Consider the following 21403-nt stretch of genomic DNA (forward strand, 5'->3'; position numbering starts at 1 on the left):
TATGTCGCAATTTATCGAGATGTTCAAAGAGAAGGGGTATCCTTTGAGAATGCTAAAATCGTTTGCTGATGTATCCACTGGAGGTACGCCTTCTAAGGCAAATCTTGAATATTGGAATGGAGATAAGCCATGGGTATCTGCAGAGGACATGAAAAATAAGTATGTATATGACACTTGCGAGAAGGTCACAGAAGCCGGATATGCTACATGCAAGATTATCCCAGTAGATACCTTGATGTATGTATGTCGAGGTAGTATCGGAGTAATGGCAATCAATAAGATAGAATGTGCAACCAATCAGTCTATATGTAGAGCAAAGTGCCACGATAACGTATGTAACGTAGAGTTTCTTTATCATGCTTTAATGTATCAAAAAGACAACATTAAGAAAATGGGGACTGGCACATCATTCAAATCATTGAATCAAACTTCATTCTCTGAATTGAAAATAGAATTGCCCCCTTACAATGAACAGATGAAGTTTGTAAGCATTGCTCAACAGGCCGATAAATCAAAATTTGGCGACTTCAAATCGCAATTTATCGAGATGTTTGGGAATCCTCTTTCTTTAAATCAGAAGAATGAGTTGAAAAGATTAGGAGAATGTTGTATTCTAAATCCAAGACGTCCTAACATTGCTCTTTGCGACACCGATAAAGTCTCTTTTATTCCTATGCCGGCGGTAAGTGAGGATGGATATTTGGTAGATATGACTGACGAAGAATATGGAAAAGTAAAAAAAGGCTTTACATATTTTGAGAATAATGATGTCTTGTTTGCCAAAATTACACCTTGTATGGAGAATGGCAAAGGAGCTATTGTACATGGACTTACAAATGGTATAGGAATGGGATCTACAGAATTTCATGTATTGCGGCCAATTAACGGAATATCTAGTCCCTATTGGCTGTTAGCATTAACACGAATGCCTATATTTCGTGAGCGTGCTGCAAAAAATATGTCTGGAACAGGCGGGCAGAAAAGAGTTAGTGCTTCATATCTGGACCATTTTATGGTTGGATTGCCTGCGATGGAGGAACAAAGGCGTTTTGAAGCAATATATAGACAAGCCGACAAATCAGAATCTGTCATTCAAAAAGCTTTAGTATATTTGAATGACATACAGAGTGACGAATTAGGGAAAATCGCTTAATTATTAAATTGATAACAATAAAAACCATAGATATGTTTAACGAAGACAATACAGTGGAGCAAATGCTCATAGAAGCTGCAACCCAAAGTAGTTGGCAGTATGTAAAGTCACAGGATATACCTCGTAGTTCTGATTCTGTCCTTGTTGAATCATGGCTATTGGAAGCTCTTGTCAGGTTAAATCCAATAACACGTCAACAAGCGGAGCAAGTTATTTATAAACTCCGTGCTGCTATTACTTGTGGAGGTAATTATGATGAATTGGTGACTGCCAATGACCGTTTTCGTACATTATTATTTAATGAAAACACAGAGCCTTTTGGAAAGGATGGTGAATATATACCTATCAGATTCTTTAGCGAAGATGCGGTCGAAGATTATTGTGTAGTGACCAATCAATGGGAGTTTCCACGTAGTTCTGTTGAAGGAGGTAAACGTTTGGATTTGGTTTATCTGATAAATGGAATTCCGGTTTGTGTTGGTGAAGCAAAATCTCCTGTTCGCCCTCAGATAACATGGGCTGACGGAGCCATTGATATGCTGCATTACGAAAAGAGCATTCCAGAAATGTTTGTTCCGAATATATTAACCTTTGCTACAGAAGGTAAAGAACTTCAATATGCCGGCATCTGTGCCCCTGTTGACAAATGGGGACCTTGGTTTAATGATGAAAGTCGTCAGCATGGTACAATAGAGTCGGTTAAAAGTAACGTAATGGGGTTGGTTCAACCAAACCGACTGCTTGATATATATCGTTACTATAGTGTTTTTACAGGAACATCATCAGGCAAAAAAATAAAAATAGTTTGCCGTTATCAACAATATCTAGGTGGTGAAGCTATTGTTCAGCGTGTCTTAAATACATATCGAGAGAAACAAGGTCCGAAGAAAGGTCTTATTTGGCATTTCCAAGGTTCGGGAAAATCATGGTTGATGGTATTTGCTGCCCAAAAATTACGTTTGCAGAACGAATTACATGCTCCCACAGTTGTTATCGTTGATGACCGTATTGATTTGGAAGATCAGATAACGGGCGATTTTACTCGTGCTGATATTCCTAATATAGAATCTGCAAAGACAAAAGATGAGTTAGTTGCATTTTTCAAGCAGGATCAGCGCAAGATTCTGATAACGACAATTTTCAAGTTCGGAGATGTTGATAGTGTACTGAATGAAAGAGATAATATCATTTTATTGGTAGATGAAGCACACCGAACTCAGGAAAAGGATTTAGGACAAAAAATGCGCAATGCATTACCTAATGCATTTTTCTTTGGCCTTACCGGAACGCCTATCAATAAACGAGATAAGAATACTTTTCAATCTTTTGGAGCTGATGAGGATTTAGAGAAAGGTGGATATATTTCAAAATATACTTTCCAAAATTCTGTTGAAGATGGAGCTACGCTTGAATTGAATTTCCAAACAGTGCCGGTAGAGATGCATCTTAACGAAACTCAATTACAAGAAGAATTTGATGAACTGACCGATCAAATATCCGAGGACGAAAAGAACGAATTAGTAAAACGAACTTCTGTTGAAGCATTTTTTACAGCAGAGAAGCGAATTAACGATGTCGCACGTTATATTGTAAATCACTTCAAAGAGTATGTAGAGCCCACTGGAATGAAAGCTCAAGTCGTGGTATATAACCGAGACTGCTGTGTGAAATATAAGAAAGCGATTGATGCTCTTTTGGGTTCGGAAGATGCAACCACTATCGTTATGCATACGGCTGGCGATAAAGCTGATGAGTATAAAGCATACCGTCGTGATAGAGAACAAGAAAGAAAACTTCTTGACCAATTCCGTGATCCATTGTCACCGATTAAAATGGTGATTGTCACTTCAAAGCTGTTGACAGGTTTTGATGCTCCAATTTTGCAATGTATGTATCTTGATAAACCAATGAAGGATCATACGTTGTTACAAGCTATTTGCCGTACGAATAGAAAGTACAATGTTGATAAGAAATGTGGTCTGATTGTAGATTTCGTTGGTGTATTTGATAATGTAGCCAAAAGCCTTGCTTTTGATGAGGAGACGGTAAAAACGGTTGTAAAGAATATTGATGAGATAAAAGTGTTGATACCTCAATTTTTGCAAGAGTGTATTGACTTTTTCCCTGGTGTAGACCGGACAATCGGTGGTTGGGAAGGTTTGCAAGCTGCCCAGCAATGTTTACTTGATGAGTCTACAAAAACGAATTTTGCAAAACATTTTTCACGATTGGCTAAAGCTTGGGAAACAGTAAGCCCGGATGCAATGCTGGCTGCTTATCAGGCGGATTATACTTGGCTGGCTCAGGTATATCAAAGTGTACGTCCTGTTAGTACCGGAGGATCACTCATATGGACTTTATTGGGTGCTAAAACCATTGAAATCATTCATCGTAACATTGATACAATTGATATTGGGACTCCACTTGAGGATCTTGTGGTAGATGGAGATGTAATTGATATGGTGTTGGAGCAAGCCAAAGACAATCCTAAAAAGATATTGGAAGTGGAAAAAATGCTTCGTTTGAGGTTAGGAGAGCATCATGGAGACCCCAATTACAAGGCATTTGCTGAGAAGTTGGATGAACTGCGCCGTCATATGGAGGAAAATCTTATAACTAGTATTGATTTCCTCCGAGGATTGCTCACCCTTGCTAAAGAAGTGCTTGAGGAAGAAAAAAACTCAAATCAACCTCTTGACAAGAGGGAACAAGCTAAAGCTGCTCTTACGGAGTTGTTTGAATCAATTAGAACTGAGGATACTCCTATCATTGTAGAACGTGTAGTTGCTGATATAGATGAAAATGTGGTAGCTATTGTACGTAAGTTTAAAGATGCTTTTAAAAGCATTACAGCTCAGCGAGAGATAAAAAAGAAACTACGTTCTATTCTGTGGGTTAACTACCAGATTAAAGATCAAGAAGTTTTTGATAAGGCTTATCAGTATATTGAGATGTATTATTAATTGGTTGATAAAATAAATTTGTTATGGCTGTTGAATCACACGATAAGAAACTTGATGACCTTCTAAAAATGGTTGAAGAAGGTAAGGCTCAATTACCCGACTTTCAACGTAGTTGGGTTTGGGATGACACGAAGATATGTAAACTAATAGAAAGTATCACATCTGGCTTCCCAATGGGTGCAGCGATGTTTTTGGCTAATGGTGGTGAGCATATCCGTTTTAAGTATCGCACATTTGAAGGTGTGGATTCTATATCAGAAGTTACACCTGAGTGGCTTGTGCTCGATGGACAACAGCGACTCACAACCTTATATCAGGTCTTGAAAAGTAAGAAAGCAACTAATACTCGATTAGAGACCAATCGAGATACAATTATCAAACGCTATTATTATCTAGATATTCGTAAATGTCTAGACTCTACTGCGGACAGATTGGAAGCAATCATATCTGTATCAGAGAAGAAACAGCTTACAACAAATATTGGTCGTGATGTAACGCTGGACTTATCCACAAGAGAGAAAGAATTTGAGAACCTGATGTTTCCCTTGAATATTACGTTTTCTCATAATGATACGGAAGATTGGCATTATGATATGGAAGACTATTACAAAGGTGATAGAGAGTATAGAAATTTATTCCGTGATTTCTCACAGCAGATTCTTCGCCCAATTTTAGAGTATAACATACCTATAATTCAGCTTGATAAAGAAACCCCGAAAGAAGCTGTCTGCCAGATTTTTGAGAATGTAAACACTGGTGGTGTACCTCTTACGGTTTTCGAACTCGTCACAGCTACATTTGCTGCTGAAGGACATGAATTGAGAAAAGATTGGGAGACCATTCGTCATATTTTTGCTCAAAAAGTAAATGGCGAGCTATTGAAAGAAATCACTGGCGCTAATTTTTTGGCAGCAATGACTCTGTTGGTATCATATTATAAAAGAGTGGTTTCAGGTGATGATGAGCGTGTGGCTGTAACATGTAAGAAAAAAGACATTCTTAGGCTTGAATTGAAAGATTATTTGAAGTATCATGACGCTTTGATTAAAGGTTTCTGTGATGCAGCTGATTTCTTAGTACATCAGGGGATTTTCCGTTCCAGAGATCTTCCATATTCGTCACAACTTATTCCACTTGCTGCAATCTTTGCATACGACAACGAAAATAAAAAAATGTTGCATCTTGGAAGCAAACAGGAATTATTGTCTCGTTGGTATTGGTGTGGCGTAATGGGTGAACTATATGGGGGTGCCAATGAAGCTAGATTTGCAACTGATATAATGGGCGTATTCCGTTGGATGGAAGGTGGTGAAATGCCAGAGACTGTATATCGTTCCAATATACAACCAACTCGTTTATTGACCATGCAGACTAGGAATAGTGCAGCGTACAAAGGTGTTATGGCACTTATCTTACAAGATTCACCACTTGATTTTATGACAGGTCATCGTATGGATATAGCATCTTACATTGATGAAGATGCTGATATTCATCATATATTCCCTCAAACTTATTGCGAGAAAAATAACCTTCCACGTATAAAATGGAATTCTGTCATTAATAAGACTCCAATTTATGCATCTTCCAATCGTTCAATAGGAGGACATGCACCAAGTACCTATATTGGAACTATGGCAAATAAGGGATTAAAACAAGTTGAGATACAGGAAGCTATAGAGTCACATAAGGTAAGTTATGCTCATCTTGCATTAGATGATTTCAATGCTTATTTCATAGATCGAGCAAAACAATTGCTTGACAGAATAGAGCAAGCGACAGGCAAATCTGTCTCAGGAAGAGATAGCGAAGAAACAATCCGTGAATTTGGTGTTGCTTTAATATAGATAGCAATCTGTAACAAACTAGAAAAATATGATTAATAAATAGCTGAAAATAAATGAACTGGAGATTTTGGAAGAAAATATGTGCAAATAATTCGATGGAGGATGATAAACAAGTATCATTAACTCCTGCTCTGCTTAATCGTGATAGTGAAAGTGATAAGAAGCAGTATAGGAGTGTTTTGAATCTTGCACGAAAACTAGAAGAGAAAGACATATTGAACATTGCTCTTACTGGTCCTTATGGATCCGGTAAGAGTTCCATTCTTCGCTCTTTGATGAAAGACTATCGTAAATACAAATATCTTTCAATATCTCTTGCTACTCTAAAGTCACCATTAGATGATAAAAAGAATAAAATAGATATTGATACGATGAATAATCGTATTGAATACAGCATTCTTCAACAACTTATTTATAAAGAAAAACAAGAGACGCTTTATAACTCCAGATTAAAAAGGATTTATCATAAATCAACTTGGGCTCAATATGCTTTATCTTTTGCAATAATATTTTATATTGTTGCCTTAATTATTGTATTTGAACCATCATTTTTGGAGGTGGATTGGATTTGCAATCGCTTAAGTAATCCAGTATTAAATAAATGGTCTGATATTTTTGCTCTATCATATATATTTGTTGCAACAATAATATTCGTTCAAAAGACTGTCAAATCATTGAGTAATAGTAAACTGAATAAGTTAAATCTAAAGAATGGAGAGATTGAATTAAAAGAAAACAAAGAAGATACATCCGTTTTCAATAAGCACATGGATGAGATTGTCTATTTCTTTGAGGTTACTGATTATAATGTTGTGATTATAGAAGATTTAGATAGATTTGATAATACGGATATTTTTCTTAAGTTAAGAGAGGTAAATCAACTCTTGAATCAGTCAAACTCTGTGGGGCGTAAAGTTACGTTCATTTATGCGGTTAAAGATGATATGTTTTTTGATGAAGAACGTACTAAATTCTTTGATTATATCACAACTGTAATCCCAATAATCAATTCTTCAAACTCGGCAGACAAACTGAAAGAGGAACTAGAGATAAAAGGCTATTCAGATCTTAATGTCGAGGTAATAGACAGTTTGGCTTTTTTCATTGACGATATGAGATTACTGAAGAATATTGTCAATGAATATGCCCAATATAGAGAAAAACTTGATGAGAAACTTGATCAAAACAAACTTCTTGCAATGATTGTATATAAAAACTACCATCCAAAAGATTTTGCTGATCTGCATAAAGGAAAGGGTGTTTTGTATGATTGTTTGCATAAGAAAAGTGAATTATTGGTTGAGCGCAATAGACAGATTGACGAGCGTATTAATGGAATAACTAAAAAACTTCAATCTTTAGAAGCGACACATGCCATACAAGAAAAAGAATTAAGGCTGATTTATATTGAAGGGTATCGTAGAAAATTATCAAAACAAAATGAAAATAATGCCTTTTTGTTTTTTGTCGAAAACAATTTTATACCTCTTGAAGATATCGCAGAAAATGAAACGTTATTTAATTCCTTTATATCGCAATCCTCATTTCGATATCAATGTTTTAAGAGGCATCAAACTAACACATATTATGGTGTTAGATATTATTATGATACATCTGAAGATAGTTGCAATATTCAATTCAGTCAAATAGAGAAAATAGTTAATTCTACCTTTACCTACCATGAGCGATTAGAAGCCTTGCGAGAAGGGGAAAAAAGATATCGTGAACAAATCAAGATACTAGAATTATCTCGTAATAATCATTATGCTACTCCAATACAAGAACTGTTGCTGGATGTTGATATGCAGACGCATAAAATTTTTAGTGAACTCAATGTCTCTAAAATGCTTGAAGTTTTCTTGAAAGAAGGACTTATAAATGAAGATTACTTTGATTATATATCTTTCTTTTTTGGTAAGTCAATTAATAAGCACGACCATGATTTTATCCTTGAATTAAAACTTCGGCATAGTTTGCCGTATGACTATCATATAGATAAAGTAGGGCAGTGCGTAAAAAACATTCCTGATAAATGTTACAACGATGTAAGTATATTGAATATTCAGGTGGTCGATTGTATTTGTCAGCATCTTGAAGAAGCAAATAACTCAAAACTTCATTCGATAGCACAAGTTATTATGCATAATAAAAAGTGGGACTTTTTGATTGACTTCTATAAATCAGTTGAAGATTCAAGCTCGCTTTTCAACCATTTGGGCAGTATCGTTGATGGATTATGGAAGATCTTCGTGAAACAGAATTCCGATGAATTATTCGAGTCTTGGTTACGATTCCTCGAATTGAACCATTCCACCAAAGAAAGTCGTAACTGGTTGAATAAACACTTCGCATTTATATCTCATAGAGTAGATCTCATAGGTTTTGATACAATCAAACAAATAGTGTCGAATGGAAAACTGATTTTTACAGATATAGATGCAGAGTCTAGGTGTTTGCTTGAGTATGTTGTAGAAAACAAAGCATATATGTTGACACCAGAAAATGTTGTATGCGCATTTGTTCATTATCGAAATGAGAGGGTGGAAACATTGGATAATTATCCTTTAAATGTTACAATACTGAGGAGCTGTAAATCAGCTAAATCTATATCAGATTATATAGATGAATGTTTTGACAATGCACTAAATAATGTATTTATTACAGATACGGCAAAAAAAGAGAGTGTGGGAATTATTCTTGAAATTATTAATTCTGAGGATATAACAGAGGACACAAAACGCAAATACCTTTCTGGGCAACAGAATAAAGTTTCTCTTTCCGATGTTAACAATATACAGTGGGAGTTCGCTATTGAAGTTGATATAGTTATACCAGCATGGCCTGAGATATATGCATTTTATGAGAGTCAGAATAATGTAATGATTTCCAGTTTGCGAATATTCATTACCAAACATATTGATGAATTAACAGATATATCTGAATTGGATGATACTCAGAAAGAACTACTGGCACACAGTGCTTTATTGACATCAGATTTTGAAATTTTGGTATACGATAAACTTGTCAAAATCTTTGATGGAGTTACATTTAAGGATGCGGATATTAACAGTGTAGATAACGCTCATTTTAAGTCGTTACTTTGTGCTGATATGCTTCCATATAGCACATATTATACGACAACAATTAGAGACAATCATAGTGATGTACTTACTTATTATGTAGATAAGTATTTGGATGAGTGTATTATAGAAATAGAGGAGTTGCCTACAGATATGAGGCTATACAAGCATCTTATGAAAAATCCAAGAGTAATCGGTGAAAAAGCTCTAAGTGTAGTTCAACATTTTCTTCCTCATATTGTGTGGGATAACGAATTGGCAAATATCACTCTTCCTGTGTTGAAAAACAATATTGAAAAATTTGATTATGACATAGAGAAGAACATTTTGGTCGCCTCTACTAATTTGCCAGAGCGATTGTCTTTTTTGATAGACTTGGTTGAAAAGTTTAGAGATGATTTTGACATTGTGACAGAATTAATAGAGTCTTTAGGCGATTCTTATCGAAGTATTACAGATAAATCAAAAAAGGCTACTATAGAAAATAATCACATGAATGAAATGCTTTTAGGGAAGCTAAAAACTATTGGATATATCTCATCATATAGAGAAGATGATGATAAACTTCGTGTAAGTCATAAACGTAATCACTAAATCAAATGCAAGAGAATAGAGGAATTTATAACTAAAGTTATGGAAAGAAAAGGGATTGTTTGATAACGAATAAAATAAAGTCTCAACCGATAGCATTCCTATCCGATTGAGACTTTTCGTTTATTTATCCCTGTCCGAAAACTTCTGTATAATTACAGCAATACCAATCCCCAAAACAACCATAAGAATACAACCAATAACAGCCTTCCAAATCAATCCGGAATGCAAAATCTCTGCATTAGCTACTATCATGCACACGAAAAAAGAAGATAGAGCAACTACAATGGTAATCAAAATGTAGAATGCCGTATCTGGGATGGGGATGGCATTGCTGGCTTTCTTTATTCTTCGCTCGGCTTCCTTACATTTGCTCTCAATCTGGCTGAGAAAATTGTATAGAAGGGTCGCACCGAATTCTACTGCTAACTTCTGTATTTCTTCAGAAATAATAGGTTTGCACTCATGTATAGAGTCGGATAGATTTTCAACTTCTGTTCTCAGCTTATATACGTTGTCATTCAGGCTGACAAGTTCCTTTGCGTTGATATCGAGTAACCGCTTTTCTTCCTCCAGATATTCATTCTTGGGAGTGGCTTTTATGGCTTCCGCTTCACTCATTTCCGCGGAAAAATCGAATTTCTTTTTCATGTTCGGTTTCATGGGCTTATCGTTTTAATCCTGTTTTCAGTTTCTTTCCTAACGAACGACTGGCGGCATGAGCGCATCTGCGAGCCCATTGCAAATTGTCTTCATCCTTGTCTCTCCACGGAAGGTCGCTTTGTGAGCCTCCACCACCTCCACCGGTTGTTACGTTGGGGGTATCTATCAGTCCGACAAATATAGCTACTGCCATATCGGTAAGTTCCTGACAGTTGGCAATAAACCTGTAATCAAATTCGTCATTAAAACAGTCAAGTATTTTTTCCGGAATATAGAATCTGTAATCCTTACCTTCATGGCTGAGGGCATAGGAAATCATATCCTGACTATATGTGAGATATTGGGTATAGTCAATAGGAGCAACCTTATGTATCGCTGCCTGTTGAACGGCTTTGGGAGCATTATTTCTAATGACGGTAGCTGACTGATGGTGCAGTTTCTCCCATGTCGCAGGAAGTTTCGAGACCATCAGGTTCCTGCCGATTCCCAATTCTGAAGCCTTGTATTTGGTGTTTCCATTCATGAGGGCATATCCACGAAGAATACCTTTCTTGTCCTCTCTTTCATGGACGGTATAACCTTTCCGTATAAGAGTGTTCTTGTACTCATCCCATGACCATGATGGCATTGCTTTCAACACCTCCATACAGTCCCGGTTCACTTGTGGAATGTTACGATTTCTGATTTGTTCTGCAGTCGTCCAGCCACGTTTCTTTGCCACTCGCTCGGCGGCACGTTGCGCCCGAAGATGAATGTTATGGTCGTTGTTGATATTGCCATTTTCATCCAAACGGCAGACCGCAGCATGGAGGTGGGGAACTTCGCCTTTGGATTCTGTATGCAGCCAAACAGAGTATTTACTGTTAGCTAAATTGGTTGGACAGGAACGGATTTTTCCATCCTTGCCGGTAATCACCTGTTTGTCGAACTCCTCGGCGAAATCTTGCCAAAGTTTTTGCCAATCTTCGATGTCATAGAATTGGGTATGTTTGGGCGATGGACTCAACTCGATTCTGATAACGGAGTTCTTTATCGGGCGATGCTGGGATATGGTCAACTGCATGGAGTTCCATATCCCCATAGCGTCCGGTTCTGAGGGCAACAGATTGTCCAATACCCGATAAATTTTCTCCGGATGCTTCTTATGTTGTGATTCACCGGTAATGTAACGGAGGTCGTTGATGCCGTGCGATATGGCTTTGGCTTTTGCAATCATTCTTCTTCGGATTTAAGGTTGGACGGAATTTTGTTCTTCTCTTTTACAGTATTCAGGAACTGGCAGACACTTTCGGCTACATTGCCAAGTTCCTTGAGCCAGTTGACCATGAACGGAATCTGATTGAACATTGCCATGCGCTGCTTTGTGGACATTCCGTGTAGGGCGGAGGTGTATTTTACGAGGTCTGCCCGACAATCGTCCAGATTCTGCAACAGGGCTGCTTCTTCTTTCGTAAGTCTCACTTTGGGCTTGAAGTTATAGGCACACGACAATAGGTAATCACTTATGGTCATACCGCATTGGGTAGCCATTGATTTTATATACTCCTTTTGAGTAGGAGTGACTTTCGCTCCGATGAAGACGTTTCTGGTTTCTTTAGAGGAGTTCGATGTATTTTCAATATCTTCTTTCATTTGAATCATTGTTATAATTGTGAATAGGTGCGAGCTTGCGAGTACCGCACCGGCGAGGGAACTGAGCAGGCAAGAGTGCCAGTGTACAACCGTAACGTAGTGAGGTTATACCTTGGCATATCTTGCAACAGATACCTGTTGATGCTTTCCGGCAAGCCATATTGGATGTACATACAGAATCGGCAGACGGATTTGAACCAGAAACTAAGATATTCATCTAAAAGAGGGGGGATAGAATGAATACCTTGTGTGCAACCCCTGACTACTTTGCTTTATTCTTATATATACGCCCCGACAATAAAGTAAAGTTGAACTCAATAATGGTATTCTGGATTGAAGGCATAATCTTTCCCTTCTTTTATAACCATTTGTTTGTCACTGAGCAATGTTGCGACCTTTACCGCCTTGTTATAACCGAGTTTTATACCCTGTAATCCGTAACCCTCTTGCAAGCGTTCTATATAATCATCGTAATTGTTGATGTTGCCATTGGCAAAAACGGCATTCAATGCTGGACGATGTACATTCTTTGGAATCTCCTTGTCCGGATCGAACGGTCCTTTGGTTGGTCGTCCGGTCTTCTTCTCTTTTGGCAGATAGGACTCTACCGGTTCGGGTATGGCTTCCTCGTTTATGCGGAAAGCGAAAGGTTCAAACTCACGGTCGCGGATATGCACGGCTTCGACCACGCTTATGGTCTTGTCCTCTTTATCCACCTCGATCTGCATAATGGTTTCCGCTTTATTGTTGAGTTCAGTGCCGATGTGACCACGAGCATGTTCGTCATTCTTGTTCTGATGCAGTACGGTATGGATGTGAATCTGTCTGTCGTCCGTCCACTGCATGAATTTGGAGATGATATCGGTAGATTCACCGGGAGAATTGATGTCATACAGGAAATCACGAATGCCATCTATGATGACCAATCCCAAATCCGGTATTGTGCCAATGGCCTGTTCGACTATCGCCAGACGTAGTTTAGGGGAGAACTTGCGTAGAGCCAGCATGAGCAGATTATCCGGTTTCTTGTCTTCCGGCAATTCAGCTAAACGTAGGATTCGTTTCAATATCTGCTGGCAATGATGTCGTCCTTGCTCCGTGTCGATGTACAGAATATTTCGCTTATTATCGGGAAAAGTGGACCGATAATGAAGAACGGTGCTGTTTCTCAATGCCGATGCGACTATGGCCGATACGTTAAAGGTTTTCTTGCTTTTGGCTTTTCCGATGGACGCACTGAAGTTTCCTAATGTACCGATAACAGCATCGTCTACCATCAGCACCACTGGCGACTGCTCGTAGGTATTCGTCACGCTCACGATTGAATCTTCCATGTAAACCGCCAATTCTTCACATGAAGGAGTCGTATTGTCCGTCTTCTCCATCTTTACCAGTTTTTCGGGTTCGGTTTACGACGATGGGATGCGAGCATGGACTCATTCTCTTCCTCAAAACTTTGCGGAGCCGGAGTCTTTCGGGAAGATTCCAGCCATCTATCCAGTTCATCACGATAGATGTAGAGATGTTTTCCTTGTTTTATAACCGGAATATCATCCTTTTTGACCTTGTAATAAAAGGTTGACAACGGCATTTTAAGATAGTTGCAAGCCTCCTGTACGGTCATGGGAACGTGCGTGTTCTCTTTGGTTTCGTACTGCTTGGAAAGTTTCTCCGTTAGCAGATTTTCCATACTTGCGATTCTGTCGCATAGTTCGCCCACCACAGTCGGCAGGTCGTTGAATGTCAGTTGGTCTTTTTCCATATTATACTCTTTTAATCGTTTAATATACTGCGAACCAACTCAATGAAACCTTGCAGAACAATACAGACCGGATTAATTATTTCGTCTGCATGCGTTTTTTTAGTCTGAGTTACTATTATCTGTTTCTAAATGGAAGCGATAATCGCCTTTATCGGGCACGTCAATAGGAATCTGACTAGGAACTTGATCCCGTAAATTAAGTTTGAGATATTCAAGAGTCGCATTTTCGAGTTCGTGAGGAAATGAAGACTTGATAAAAACGGCTCTTTTTGCCAATGATACTCCCAAGCGTTCACCTACATTCCATGCCAGATGGCGAAGTCCCGGTGATCTCAGTGGATTATCTATATTGGAGCGAATGGGCTTGTATAAATCGGATCTATCACAGGCCATATACTCAATATTAGAAATGAGGATTGCAATAGCTTCTTTAGACAGATAGGGTGCGGTTTTAATAGTTACATATTCACGAATAGCATTCATGACTTCTACTTGTTTTTCTGCTTCTTTCTTTTTGATGTTCTCTCGTATTGTATCATAATTATCTATAACTGAATTATTGGGCTGTTCAATAGTTTGAATTTCATCTGCACAATCGGTTTTTATTTCGAAACCAGAGTCAGTAATAATAGGAGATTGCCGGTCAAAAGAAAAATTGATTGGATTCTTCGTCAACCATGTGTAGAAAAATCGTTGCAGTAGACCACACAATAGGATTGTAACCACAAGGCCGATTATAACTGGAGTCGTTATTGTTGTGGTATTGATTTTGTGATAAGTGAATAGGTAAGTGTCTACTGCCACATAGGCAATTACCAATAATGCAAGAATAAAACTTATCCTCTTGGTCCGAATTTGAGTATTATTTGTCATCTGCTGCAAGTATTTGAAATGGTTATATGGCAAAGTTATGTGCTATATTCCAGATATATATAATTAGTGATGACGAATCGCTCAATATTTGTAAAAAATAACGGTTAGAGTATGATTTCAGACTAAAAATCATACTCTAACCGCTTAAAAATAGGGATAAGTGGCTGTCAGTCCTTCCGTGTCAAGGTAATCTTCTTGCTAGCTTCACGTTTGTTGGCATCCACTACTTTGATATACCTTTGAGTGGTGGTGATACTCTTGTGTGCCATGATGCTCTGTATGGTGCGGATGTCCGTTCCGGCAGCTGCTTGTAGCGTTGCAAATGTTCTACGATACGAGTGAAATGTTATGTTCTTGGTAATTCCGGCAGAACGAATCCACTCTTTCATTGGGATTTGCGTCCAACTACGCATAAGTCCCTTGAATACCAAACCTTTCTTTTCAGAATTATAGCCTATCAATCCCAATGCTTCTTCACTAATAGGAATGATATCTTCCGCTTTGTTTTTTTGTGTAATGATATGTACGCATTTCCCTCCGGCTGAGTAGTCTACAATATCTTCCCAGCATAGTGCGAGTATATCACTGATACGTAAACTGGTCATACATGAAAACAGCGATGCTATTTTCAGAATGGGCTTCTTGCACGGTGTTTCAGCCAACTTGTACAGTTCATCTACAGACAGATACTCCTTGACTACATCCTCTGTTTCAATCTTATCCAAAAAATCATTGACATTGGTCTTTATCATTCCATTGCGGTAGAGTATTTTCAGGAATCCCCTGAAGGTAGACCAGTATCCCGATGCGGAGTTTCGTGTTATGCGTCCTTTGCGTCTCAGTTTTTTAGCTGTGAGCAGATACTCCCGAAACTTGTTGCAAAGGTCTATGTCAATCTCTTCAAAAGTACATTTACCATGTACGAAGTTGTTGAAATGCAGATAGACAAACTCCCATTTCTGGTCATGCTTACGGAGTTGCTTGCGATAATGCTCCAAGAAGTCTGCCTTGAGTTTGTACTTGTCAAAGAAGTCATACCGTTCATTGACAACTGACTCGAACCTGCGGCAACGGATGGCTTCGGCTTTCTCGGTCATTACCTCGTTGAAATTCTGTTCTCGTTTGTTTCTCGGATTGGCATAGACATAGATGCCAAGCGATTCATGACGGATAACTTTCATAGTCTCTTTGTCTCGATACCCAGGATAATAATCTAGATAGAAAGACATCATTCTACCTTTTAACGGACGTGTTCTCAACGTTACTGTTTTACATTCATGCATACTAATATATTTTTATGGTTATTATTAATTCGCTGGCAAAACTCTGTAATGTAATCATGCAGATTATCTACAGCAGAGATTAATTTTTGAATAATTAATGGATAGCGACAAATTAGATTATTTGTGAACACCCATAACCCTGTCAAACTCTACTTTTAGGAATCGGACGAACCGTCCGTTCTTCTCGCGATTGATCTGATGGAATTGCAGAATTCCGTAAACAGAGTCGCGGGAGAGTTTGAATTTTTCCATAGCCTCCTTGACGGTATAGTATTCCGCTTTGCTCTCCTGTTCTGAACTCTTCGAGAGGTCGAAGTGGAGCTTTGAGTAGAATATCTGCCCATGTTCCTTCTTGGATGGGATATTGTTCCGATACACCTGCGAACGGATGGCGACGCGTGTCATACCGTATTTTTCCTGAATATCTTCCGGTGTGTACCATTCGGTCAAGTCGGAATCCACCTCGTATTTGGCAAAGGCAGCATCGATATGTTTCTTGCTATAATAGTTGAATTGGCGTATTCGTACCTTCGGAACTTTGTGCTGCCGTGTATAAGTCCACACCCATTTGGCGTTGACCTTATATTTCTCTGCAATTTCTTCAGCAGTGTAATACTCAGTGATGTCGAAGTCCTCTTTAGGCATGATGCGCTCATACGGTTTGGTTTTCATCATTAGTTCGATGTCAGCACGACGAATGAGCGACTTCTTACCACTGATGCGTGAAGCCCGAAGTTTGGATTCCTTTACCAATTTATATATGTATTGTCTGGTTACGCCCATCAACTTTGCTGCTTGGGCAAAAGAGAAGAAATCCTGTCCCTCGGCGGCTTGTCGAGGTTGTAGCAACTCTTGCGAGCGTTTCAACTGCCGCTTGCGTTCCCGGATGCGTTCTTTGTAGCCAAGATTGGAACACTGATGGCTACAATAGCAGGTCGTTGTCTTTTGAGCTATAAATGGCTTTCCACACCGTTGACAAATCTTTCTTACTTCCATATTTTCCTCGTTTATATTGGGGATAATTTCTCCTTATTTCTCCCGGATTTTGTCAACACATGTAAACCATTGTCAACACACGTCAACTAATGCGTCATTGTGACATTCGGGCTAACCGTGAATTTGTGTCGCGGTAGAAATATGATAGAAAAATATGGATAAAAACCGTTACTACCAAATAAGGATTAGAAAGTGTTAAAATAGAAAAGCCGCTGAAATACAGCGACTTTATTCTAAATGGTTATAATTGGTTATGGCAGTTTCTAAGCCATCATTTGCCGATGCAAAAATGCTGAAAGATATTTTGAAGTACCATGTCATTTGTGACCTCACCGGCTATGTCTGAAATGAAGAAAATGCACTCCCGTATATCTTGCGAAAGGAAGTCTCCGGAGATTTGAGAATCAAGTCCGTCTTGTACTCTATGGATTGCTTCAAGTGCTTTGCTTAATGCCTCATAATGTCTTACGTTTGTTACAATAATGTCGTTTTGCGTTACTGTGGGTAAGTGAGCTGCATTAATGAGCATTTTTTGAAGTTCTTCCGTGTTCCCCCGTTGTTTGGCTGATATGAAAATGGACTCTGTATATTCTTTTGAGAAGTCTTTTAGTAAAGTTAGTAAATCCTCCTTTTGCTTTTCTTCGATCAAATCAGCTTTGTTGAATACTGCAATCAGATGTTTTCCTTCGCAACGAGGAATAATTTTTTCAGATAATTGTTCTATTTGAGAAGCAGCATTCACAGAATCTATCATCCAAAGAACAATCTCTGCCTGATCCAGTTTCTGGAAAGTACGTTCAATGCCCAAACTTTCAATTGTATCATTTGTTTCACGGATTCCGGCAGTATCGATGAATCGAAAGGTGACGCCTCCTATATTAATCGTATCTTCGATGACATCGCGCGTTGTTCCGTGAATATCACTGACAATTGCCCTCTCCTCATTCAATAGTACATTCAACAGGGTCGATTTTCCAGCATTTGTCTCACCGATAATGGCAACAGGAACACCATTCTTGATAGCATTGCCTACACTAAACGAATGGACTAGTCGGGAAATAACTTGCTCAATTTCATCGGCCAACTTCCGTAATGCCGAACGGTCGGCAAATTCCACATCTTCCTCACTGAAATCCAGTTCCAGTTCAATCATGGACGTGAAGTTCAGCAACTTGTTACGCAAGTCTGTCAGTTCTTTGCTAAAACCTCCCCGCATTTGACTCATTGCCAAACGGTGGGTCGCGGCAGATGAAGAAGCAATCAGGTCGGCAACAGCTTCTGCCTGACTTAAATCCATTTTCCCATTGAGGAAAGCACGTTGTGTGTATTCTCCCGGTTGAGCCATACGGCAGCCGTTCTTGATGAGTAGTTGCATTACTTGCTGGAGGATATAAGAAGAACCATGACACGTAATTTCCGTACTATTTTCTCCCGTGTAAGAATGAGGAGCACGGAAAAGACTAACGAGTACTTCATCAATGATTTCTTCTCCGTCATAGATACGTCCGAAAGTCAGCGTGTATGGCTTTTGATCATTAAATAGTTTGCCGGCTTTTGCAGGTTTGAAGATACGGCTAGTGATAGAAATGGCTTCCGGACCGGAAACACGGATGCTTCCGATAGCTCCTCCCTGGGCAGTAGCGATGGCACAAATAGTATCTTGGTTCATTATATTTTCTTTTTGAATGGGCAAAGATAAGGGTTTCTATGTAAAAAACAGAAGATTAGGGACAAGTTGTACTTTATTTGTTCATATTTGTCAGCGTTCAGCAGTGTACACAACAAAATATGCAAAACAAATAACCATGACTATGGAGTCAGTACAAATTTATATTCACTAAATGAAAATGGTGAGATCGTAAGAGAAAATTTGCAAAAGATACTTTCTGTACTTGCTGCGCATCAAATAATTTTGTGGGAATATGATATCCTTACGGGAAAATGCAGTTTTACGGATGATTATTTTCGTACACTTGGATTAAAAGAAGCCGGAATGGTTTTTAAGGATATTAATGACTTCTATCGGTTTGCTCATCCTGATGATATGGATGCTTGCCAAAAGTCTTTTGCAGCAATGCTTACCTCGGAATCAAAGACTTCACAGATACGGGTTCGTTGTATCGGAGAACATAAGGAAGTTATTTGGCTCGAAGACCATTTTCTCTCTTATAAAGGAAATGATGAAACACATCCGGATAAACTTCTGGCATATACTGTGAACGTAACTATTCCAAGGAAGTATATGATTTGTTTATTCACAATATCCATGAGTATCGCTCCTTTTGAAGGGAATAAAGTGCTGGTCCTGATTCATGATATCAGTGATCGGATTTGTCGCTCGAGGGAATTGATTGAGACGAAACGGTGGCAGAAGACGCCGATAAGCTAAAGTCTGTTTTTCTAGCAAATATGAGTCACGAGATTCTTTATCCGTGAAAAGCCCGACTTGATATTAATGGATATTCGTATGCCTGTAATGGACGGCATTCAGGCTATGGAAAAGATTTGTACTATGTCTTTTGCGGTACCCATTATCGCTGTAATGGCTTATGCATTTTATACAGAGCAGCAGGCTATTCAGGCAGGATGCAACGCTGTCATATCGAAACCTTATTCCATGGAAAAACTGAGAGAAACGATAGAATTCTCTATTGGTTGATTAATTTTCTGAAAGGGAATCAACATTCCGGAAATTGTAGTGTTATTAAGATAATAATAACACTCTAATTTTGTTGGAATATGAAGGAAGTAAAGAAGGTTGTACTCATCGGAGCGAGTGGTTTTGTTGGCTCAGCTCTTTTGAATGAGACTTTGAACCGTGGCTTTGAAGTGACAGCCGTGGTTCGGCACCCTGAAAAGATAAAGATAGAAAATGAGAGTCTGAAAGTGACGAAGGCGGATGTGTCTTCTCTTGAAGAAGTATACGAAGTTTGTAAAGGGGCGGATGCCGTTATCAGTGCGTTTAATCCGGGATGGAATAATCCCGATATATATGATGAGACAATTAAAGTCTATCTGACTATTATTGACGGAGTGAAGAAAGCAGGAGTCAACCGTTTTCTTATGGTAGGCGGTGCAGGTTCATTGTTTATTGCGCCCGGCTTGCGATTAATGGATTCCGGTGAAGTACCCGAGAATCTTTTGCCCGGAGTAAAAGCTTTGGGAGAGTTTTATCTGAAGTTCCTGACGAAAGAGAAAGAAGTGGACTGGGTGTTTTTCTCTCCGGCAGCGGATATGCGACCGGGAGTACGTACGGGACGTTATCGTCTGGGAAAGGATGACATGATTGTGGACATTGTGGGGAACAGCCATATTTCTGTAGAGGATTATGCGGCCGCCATGATTGATGAACTGGAACATCCGCAACATCATCAAGAGAGATTTACGATTGGTTATTGATTAAAGAAAGGAGCGAATCGGTAAACAGTCGGAAATTATATAAGTGAATCAATAAGTGAAGAAGAATGGCTTGAATATATATCACAATGTATAATTCAAGCCATTTCTTATTAAGTGGTTATTATCTTGTTGTTTTTTATATTCTGTCGAGCACCGTTTGAATCAACGTATCAATCGTATTTTTATATCCGGTATTCGCCTCTTTGATAAGGCGGTTGGCTATTACCATGCAGACAGTCATGGCCTTGTGTCCCATTAACCGGCTAAGTCCTGCCAAAGCGGAACTCTCCATTTCGAAATTGGTTATCTTGAAACCTTTGTATTCAAACGCTTCAATTTTATCATTCTGTTTCGGATCTGCCAACGGAATACGGAGCTCACGTCCCTGCGGACCGAAGAAACCTCCGGCGGCAATTGTCACGCCACGTACCATATCATCCTTCGCAACCCGGTCAATTAATTCTTCGCTGGCATCAATAACATAGGGCGCAGGAGCACACATATTTCCCGACCACCCCATGTGGTTGAGGAAAGCACGTTCGAAAGCCAAGTCGCATACAGCATTGCGTCCGGCATAGAAATTCAATAATCCGTCGAAACCGATAGACTTCTGCGAACATACGAATGTTCCCACCGGTGTATTTGGCTGTAAACCGCCGCACGTACCGATACGTACTAACTCTAACTGCCGGAACTGTTCTTTTTCTTCTCGTGTCTCGAAGTCGATATTGGCTAATGCATCCAGTTCGTTCATTACGATATCGATATTATCGCAACCGATTCCGGTAGAAACGACAGTAATTCGTTTACCTTTATATGTACCCGTGATTGTCTTGAATTCGCGGCTTTCCACTTCGCATTCTTTGTTTTCGAAATGAGAAGCTACGAGTGCCACACGTCCGGGATCACCAACCAGGATAACTTTGTCTGCCAACCATTCAGGTTTTACGTGAAGATGGAATACCGAGCCGTCTTCGTTGATAATTAATTCAGAGGATGGAAAGTACTTTTTCATGTTATTGAAAGGTTTTAGTTTTACAATAAGACTGTATCTATAAATACAAACGCCGGAACCGGATTTAAGTTCGGAAGAGGTATCTTTCTTTTTCCGCAGAAAAAAGAGCATACATCTTGGAACAGAATTGAAACCGGGTTCCGGCGTTT

The 21403-nt window shown here is 39.0% G+C and carries 15 protein-coding genes and 1 pseudogene; 6 read left to right on the top strand and 10 right to left on the bottom strand.

Features of this window, described 5'->3' with window-relative positions; all coding sequences use genetic code 11:
* Nucleotide 1 precedes the first annotated feature (1 nt).
* The 4 genes from CGC64_RS08825 to CGC64_RS08840 are packed head-to-tail and all read left to right on the top strand — an operon-like array spanning nt 2 to nt 9634.
* The gene (locus CGC64_RS08825; RefSeq protein WP_005677522.1) at nt 2-1153 is read left to right on the top strand and encodes a restriction endonuclease subunit S; all 1152 of its coding nucleotides are present in this window, start codon (nt 2-4) and stop codon (nt 1151-1153) included.
* Nucleotides 1154-1185: 32 nt separating this feature from the next.
* Nucleotides 1186-4116 carry a type I restriction endonuclease subunit R gene (locus CGC64_RS08830; RefSeq protein WP_005677523.1) on the top strand — a complete coding sequence of 977 codons (2931 nt, stop codon included), beginning with the start codon at nt 1186-1188 and terminating at the stop codon, nt 4114-4116.
* 23 nt (nt 4117-4139) lie between these two features.
* The gene (locus CGC64_RS08835; protein WP_004300582.1) at nt 4140-5960 is read left to right on the top strand and encodes a GmrSD restriction endonuclease domain-containing protein; all 1821 of its coding nucleotides are present in this window, start codon (nt 4140-4142) and stop codon (nt 5958-5960) included.
* A 53-nt stretch (nt 5961-6013) separates the two neighbouring features.
* Nucleotides 6014-9634 (top strand): YobI family P-loop NTPase, encoded by a 3621-nt coding sequence (locus CGC64_RS08840; protein ID WP_004300581.1) that lies wholly within the window; start codon nt 6014-6016, stop codon nt 9632-9634.
* 120 nt (nt 9635-9754) lie between these two features.
* Here the strand turns inward: CGC64_RS08840 and CGC64_RS08845 are convergent, their stop codons facing one another.
* The 9 genes from CGC64_RS08845 to mnmE form a co-directional block, all read right to left on the bottom strand.
* Nucleotides 9755-10294, bottom strand: a complete 540-nt coding sequence (locus CGC64_RS08845) for a hypothetical protein (RefSeq protein WP_005677524.1) — start codon at nt 10292-10294, stop codon at nt 9755-9757.
* 4 nt (nt 10295-10298) lie between these two features.
* Nucleotides 10299-11510, bottom strand: coding sequence for a hypothetical protein (locus CGC64_RS08850; RefSeq protein ID WP_004300579.1), 1212 nt, complete (start codon nt 11508-11510; stop codon nt 10299-10301).
* Nucleotides 11507-11926 (bottom strand): plasmid mobilization protein, encoded by a 420-nt coding sequence (locus tag CGC64_RS08855; RefSeq protein ID WP_032855182.1) that lies wholly within the window; start codon nt 11924-11926, stop codon nt 11507-11509. The genes CGC64_RS08850 and CGC64_RS08855 overlap by 4 nt, the downstream gene beginning before the upstream one ends.
* A 314-nt stretch (nt 11927-12240) precedes the next feature.
* The gene (locus CGC64_RS08860; protein WP_004300576.1) at nt 12241-13311 is read right to left on the bottom strand and encodes an AAA family ATPase; all 1071 of its coding nucleotides are present in this window, start codon (nt 13309-13311) and stop codon (nt 12241-12243) included.
* Between the two features lie 2 nt (nt 13312-13313).
* A complete protein-coding gene (locus CGC64_RS08865; protein WP_004300575.1) occupies nt 13314-13688 on the bottom strand; it encodes a helix-turn-helix domain-containing protein in 375 nt (124 codons plus the stop codon).
* A gap of 99 nt (nt 13689-13787) precedes the next feature.
* Nucleotides 13788-14561 carry a hypothetical protein gene (locus CGC64_RS08870; RefSeq protein WP_005677526.1) on the bottom strand — a complete coding sequence of 258 codons (774 nt, stop codon included), beginning with the start codon at nt 14559-14561 and terminating at the stop codon, nt 13788-13790.
* Between the two features lie 167 nt (nt 14562-14728).
* Nucleotides 14729-15844 carry a tyrosine-type recombinase/integrase gene (locus CGC64_RS08875; protein ID WP_032855155.1) on the bottom strand — a complete coding sequence of 372 codons (1116 nt, stop codon included), beginning with the start codon at nt 15842-15844 and terminating at the stop codon, nt 14729-14731.
* 117 nt (nt 15845-15961) lie between these two features.
* Nucleotides 15962-16840, bottom strand: a complete 879-nt coding sequence (locus tag CGC64_RS08880; RefSeq protein ID WP_005677528.1) for a helix-turn-helix domain-containing protein — start codon at nt 16838-16840, stop codon at nt 15962-15964.
* A gap of 271 nt (nt 16841-17111) precedes the next feature.
* Complete coding sequence (gene mnmE, locus CGC64_RS08890) at nt 17112-18509, bottom strand: tRNA uridine-5-carboxymethylaminomethyl(34) synthesis GTPase MnmE (RefSeq protein WP_005677530.1); 1398 nt, start codon at nt 18507-18509, stop codon at nt 17112-17114.
* A 201-nt stretch (nt 18510-18710) separates the two neighbouring features.
* Here mnmE and CGC64_RS19290 point away from each other — a divergent pair.
* Together CGC64_RS19290 and CGC64_RS08905 are read left to right on the top strand one after the other, a co-directional pair.
* A pseudogene (locus CGC64_RS19290) lies at nt 18711-19499 on the top strand (response regulator).
* 80 nt (nt 19500-19579) lie between these two features.
* A complete protein-coding gene (locus CGC64_RS08905) occupies nt 19580-20239 on the top strand; it encodes an NAD(P)-dependent oxidoreductase (RefSeq protein WP_005677533.1) in 660 nt (219 codons plus the stop codon).
* A gap of 136 nt (nt 20240-20375) precedes the next feature.
* On the opposite strand, the gene CGC64_RS08910 is transcribed toward CGC64_RS08905, so the two are convergent.
* Complete coding sequence (locus CGC64_RS08910; RefSeq protein ID WP_005680311.1) at nt 20376-21254, bottom strand: nucleoside phosphorylase; 879 nt, start codon at nt 21252-21254, stop codon at nt 20376-20378.
* Nucleotides 21255-21403: the final 149 nt, after the last annotated feature.

This window comes from Bacteroides caccae (assembly GCF_002222615.2).
GTDB lineage: Bacteria > Bacteroidota > Bacteroidia > Bacteroidales > Bacteroidaceae > Bacteroides > Bacteroides caccae.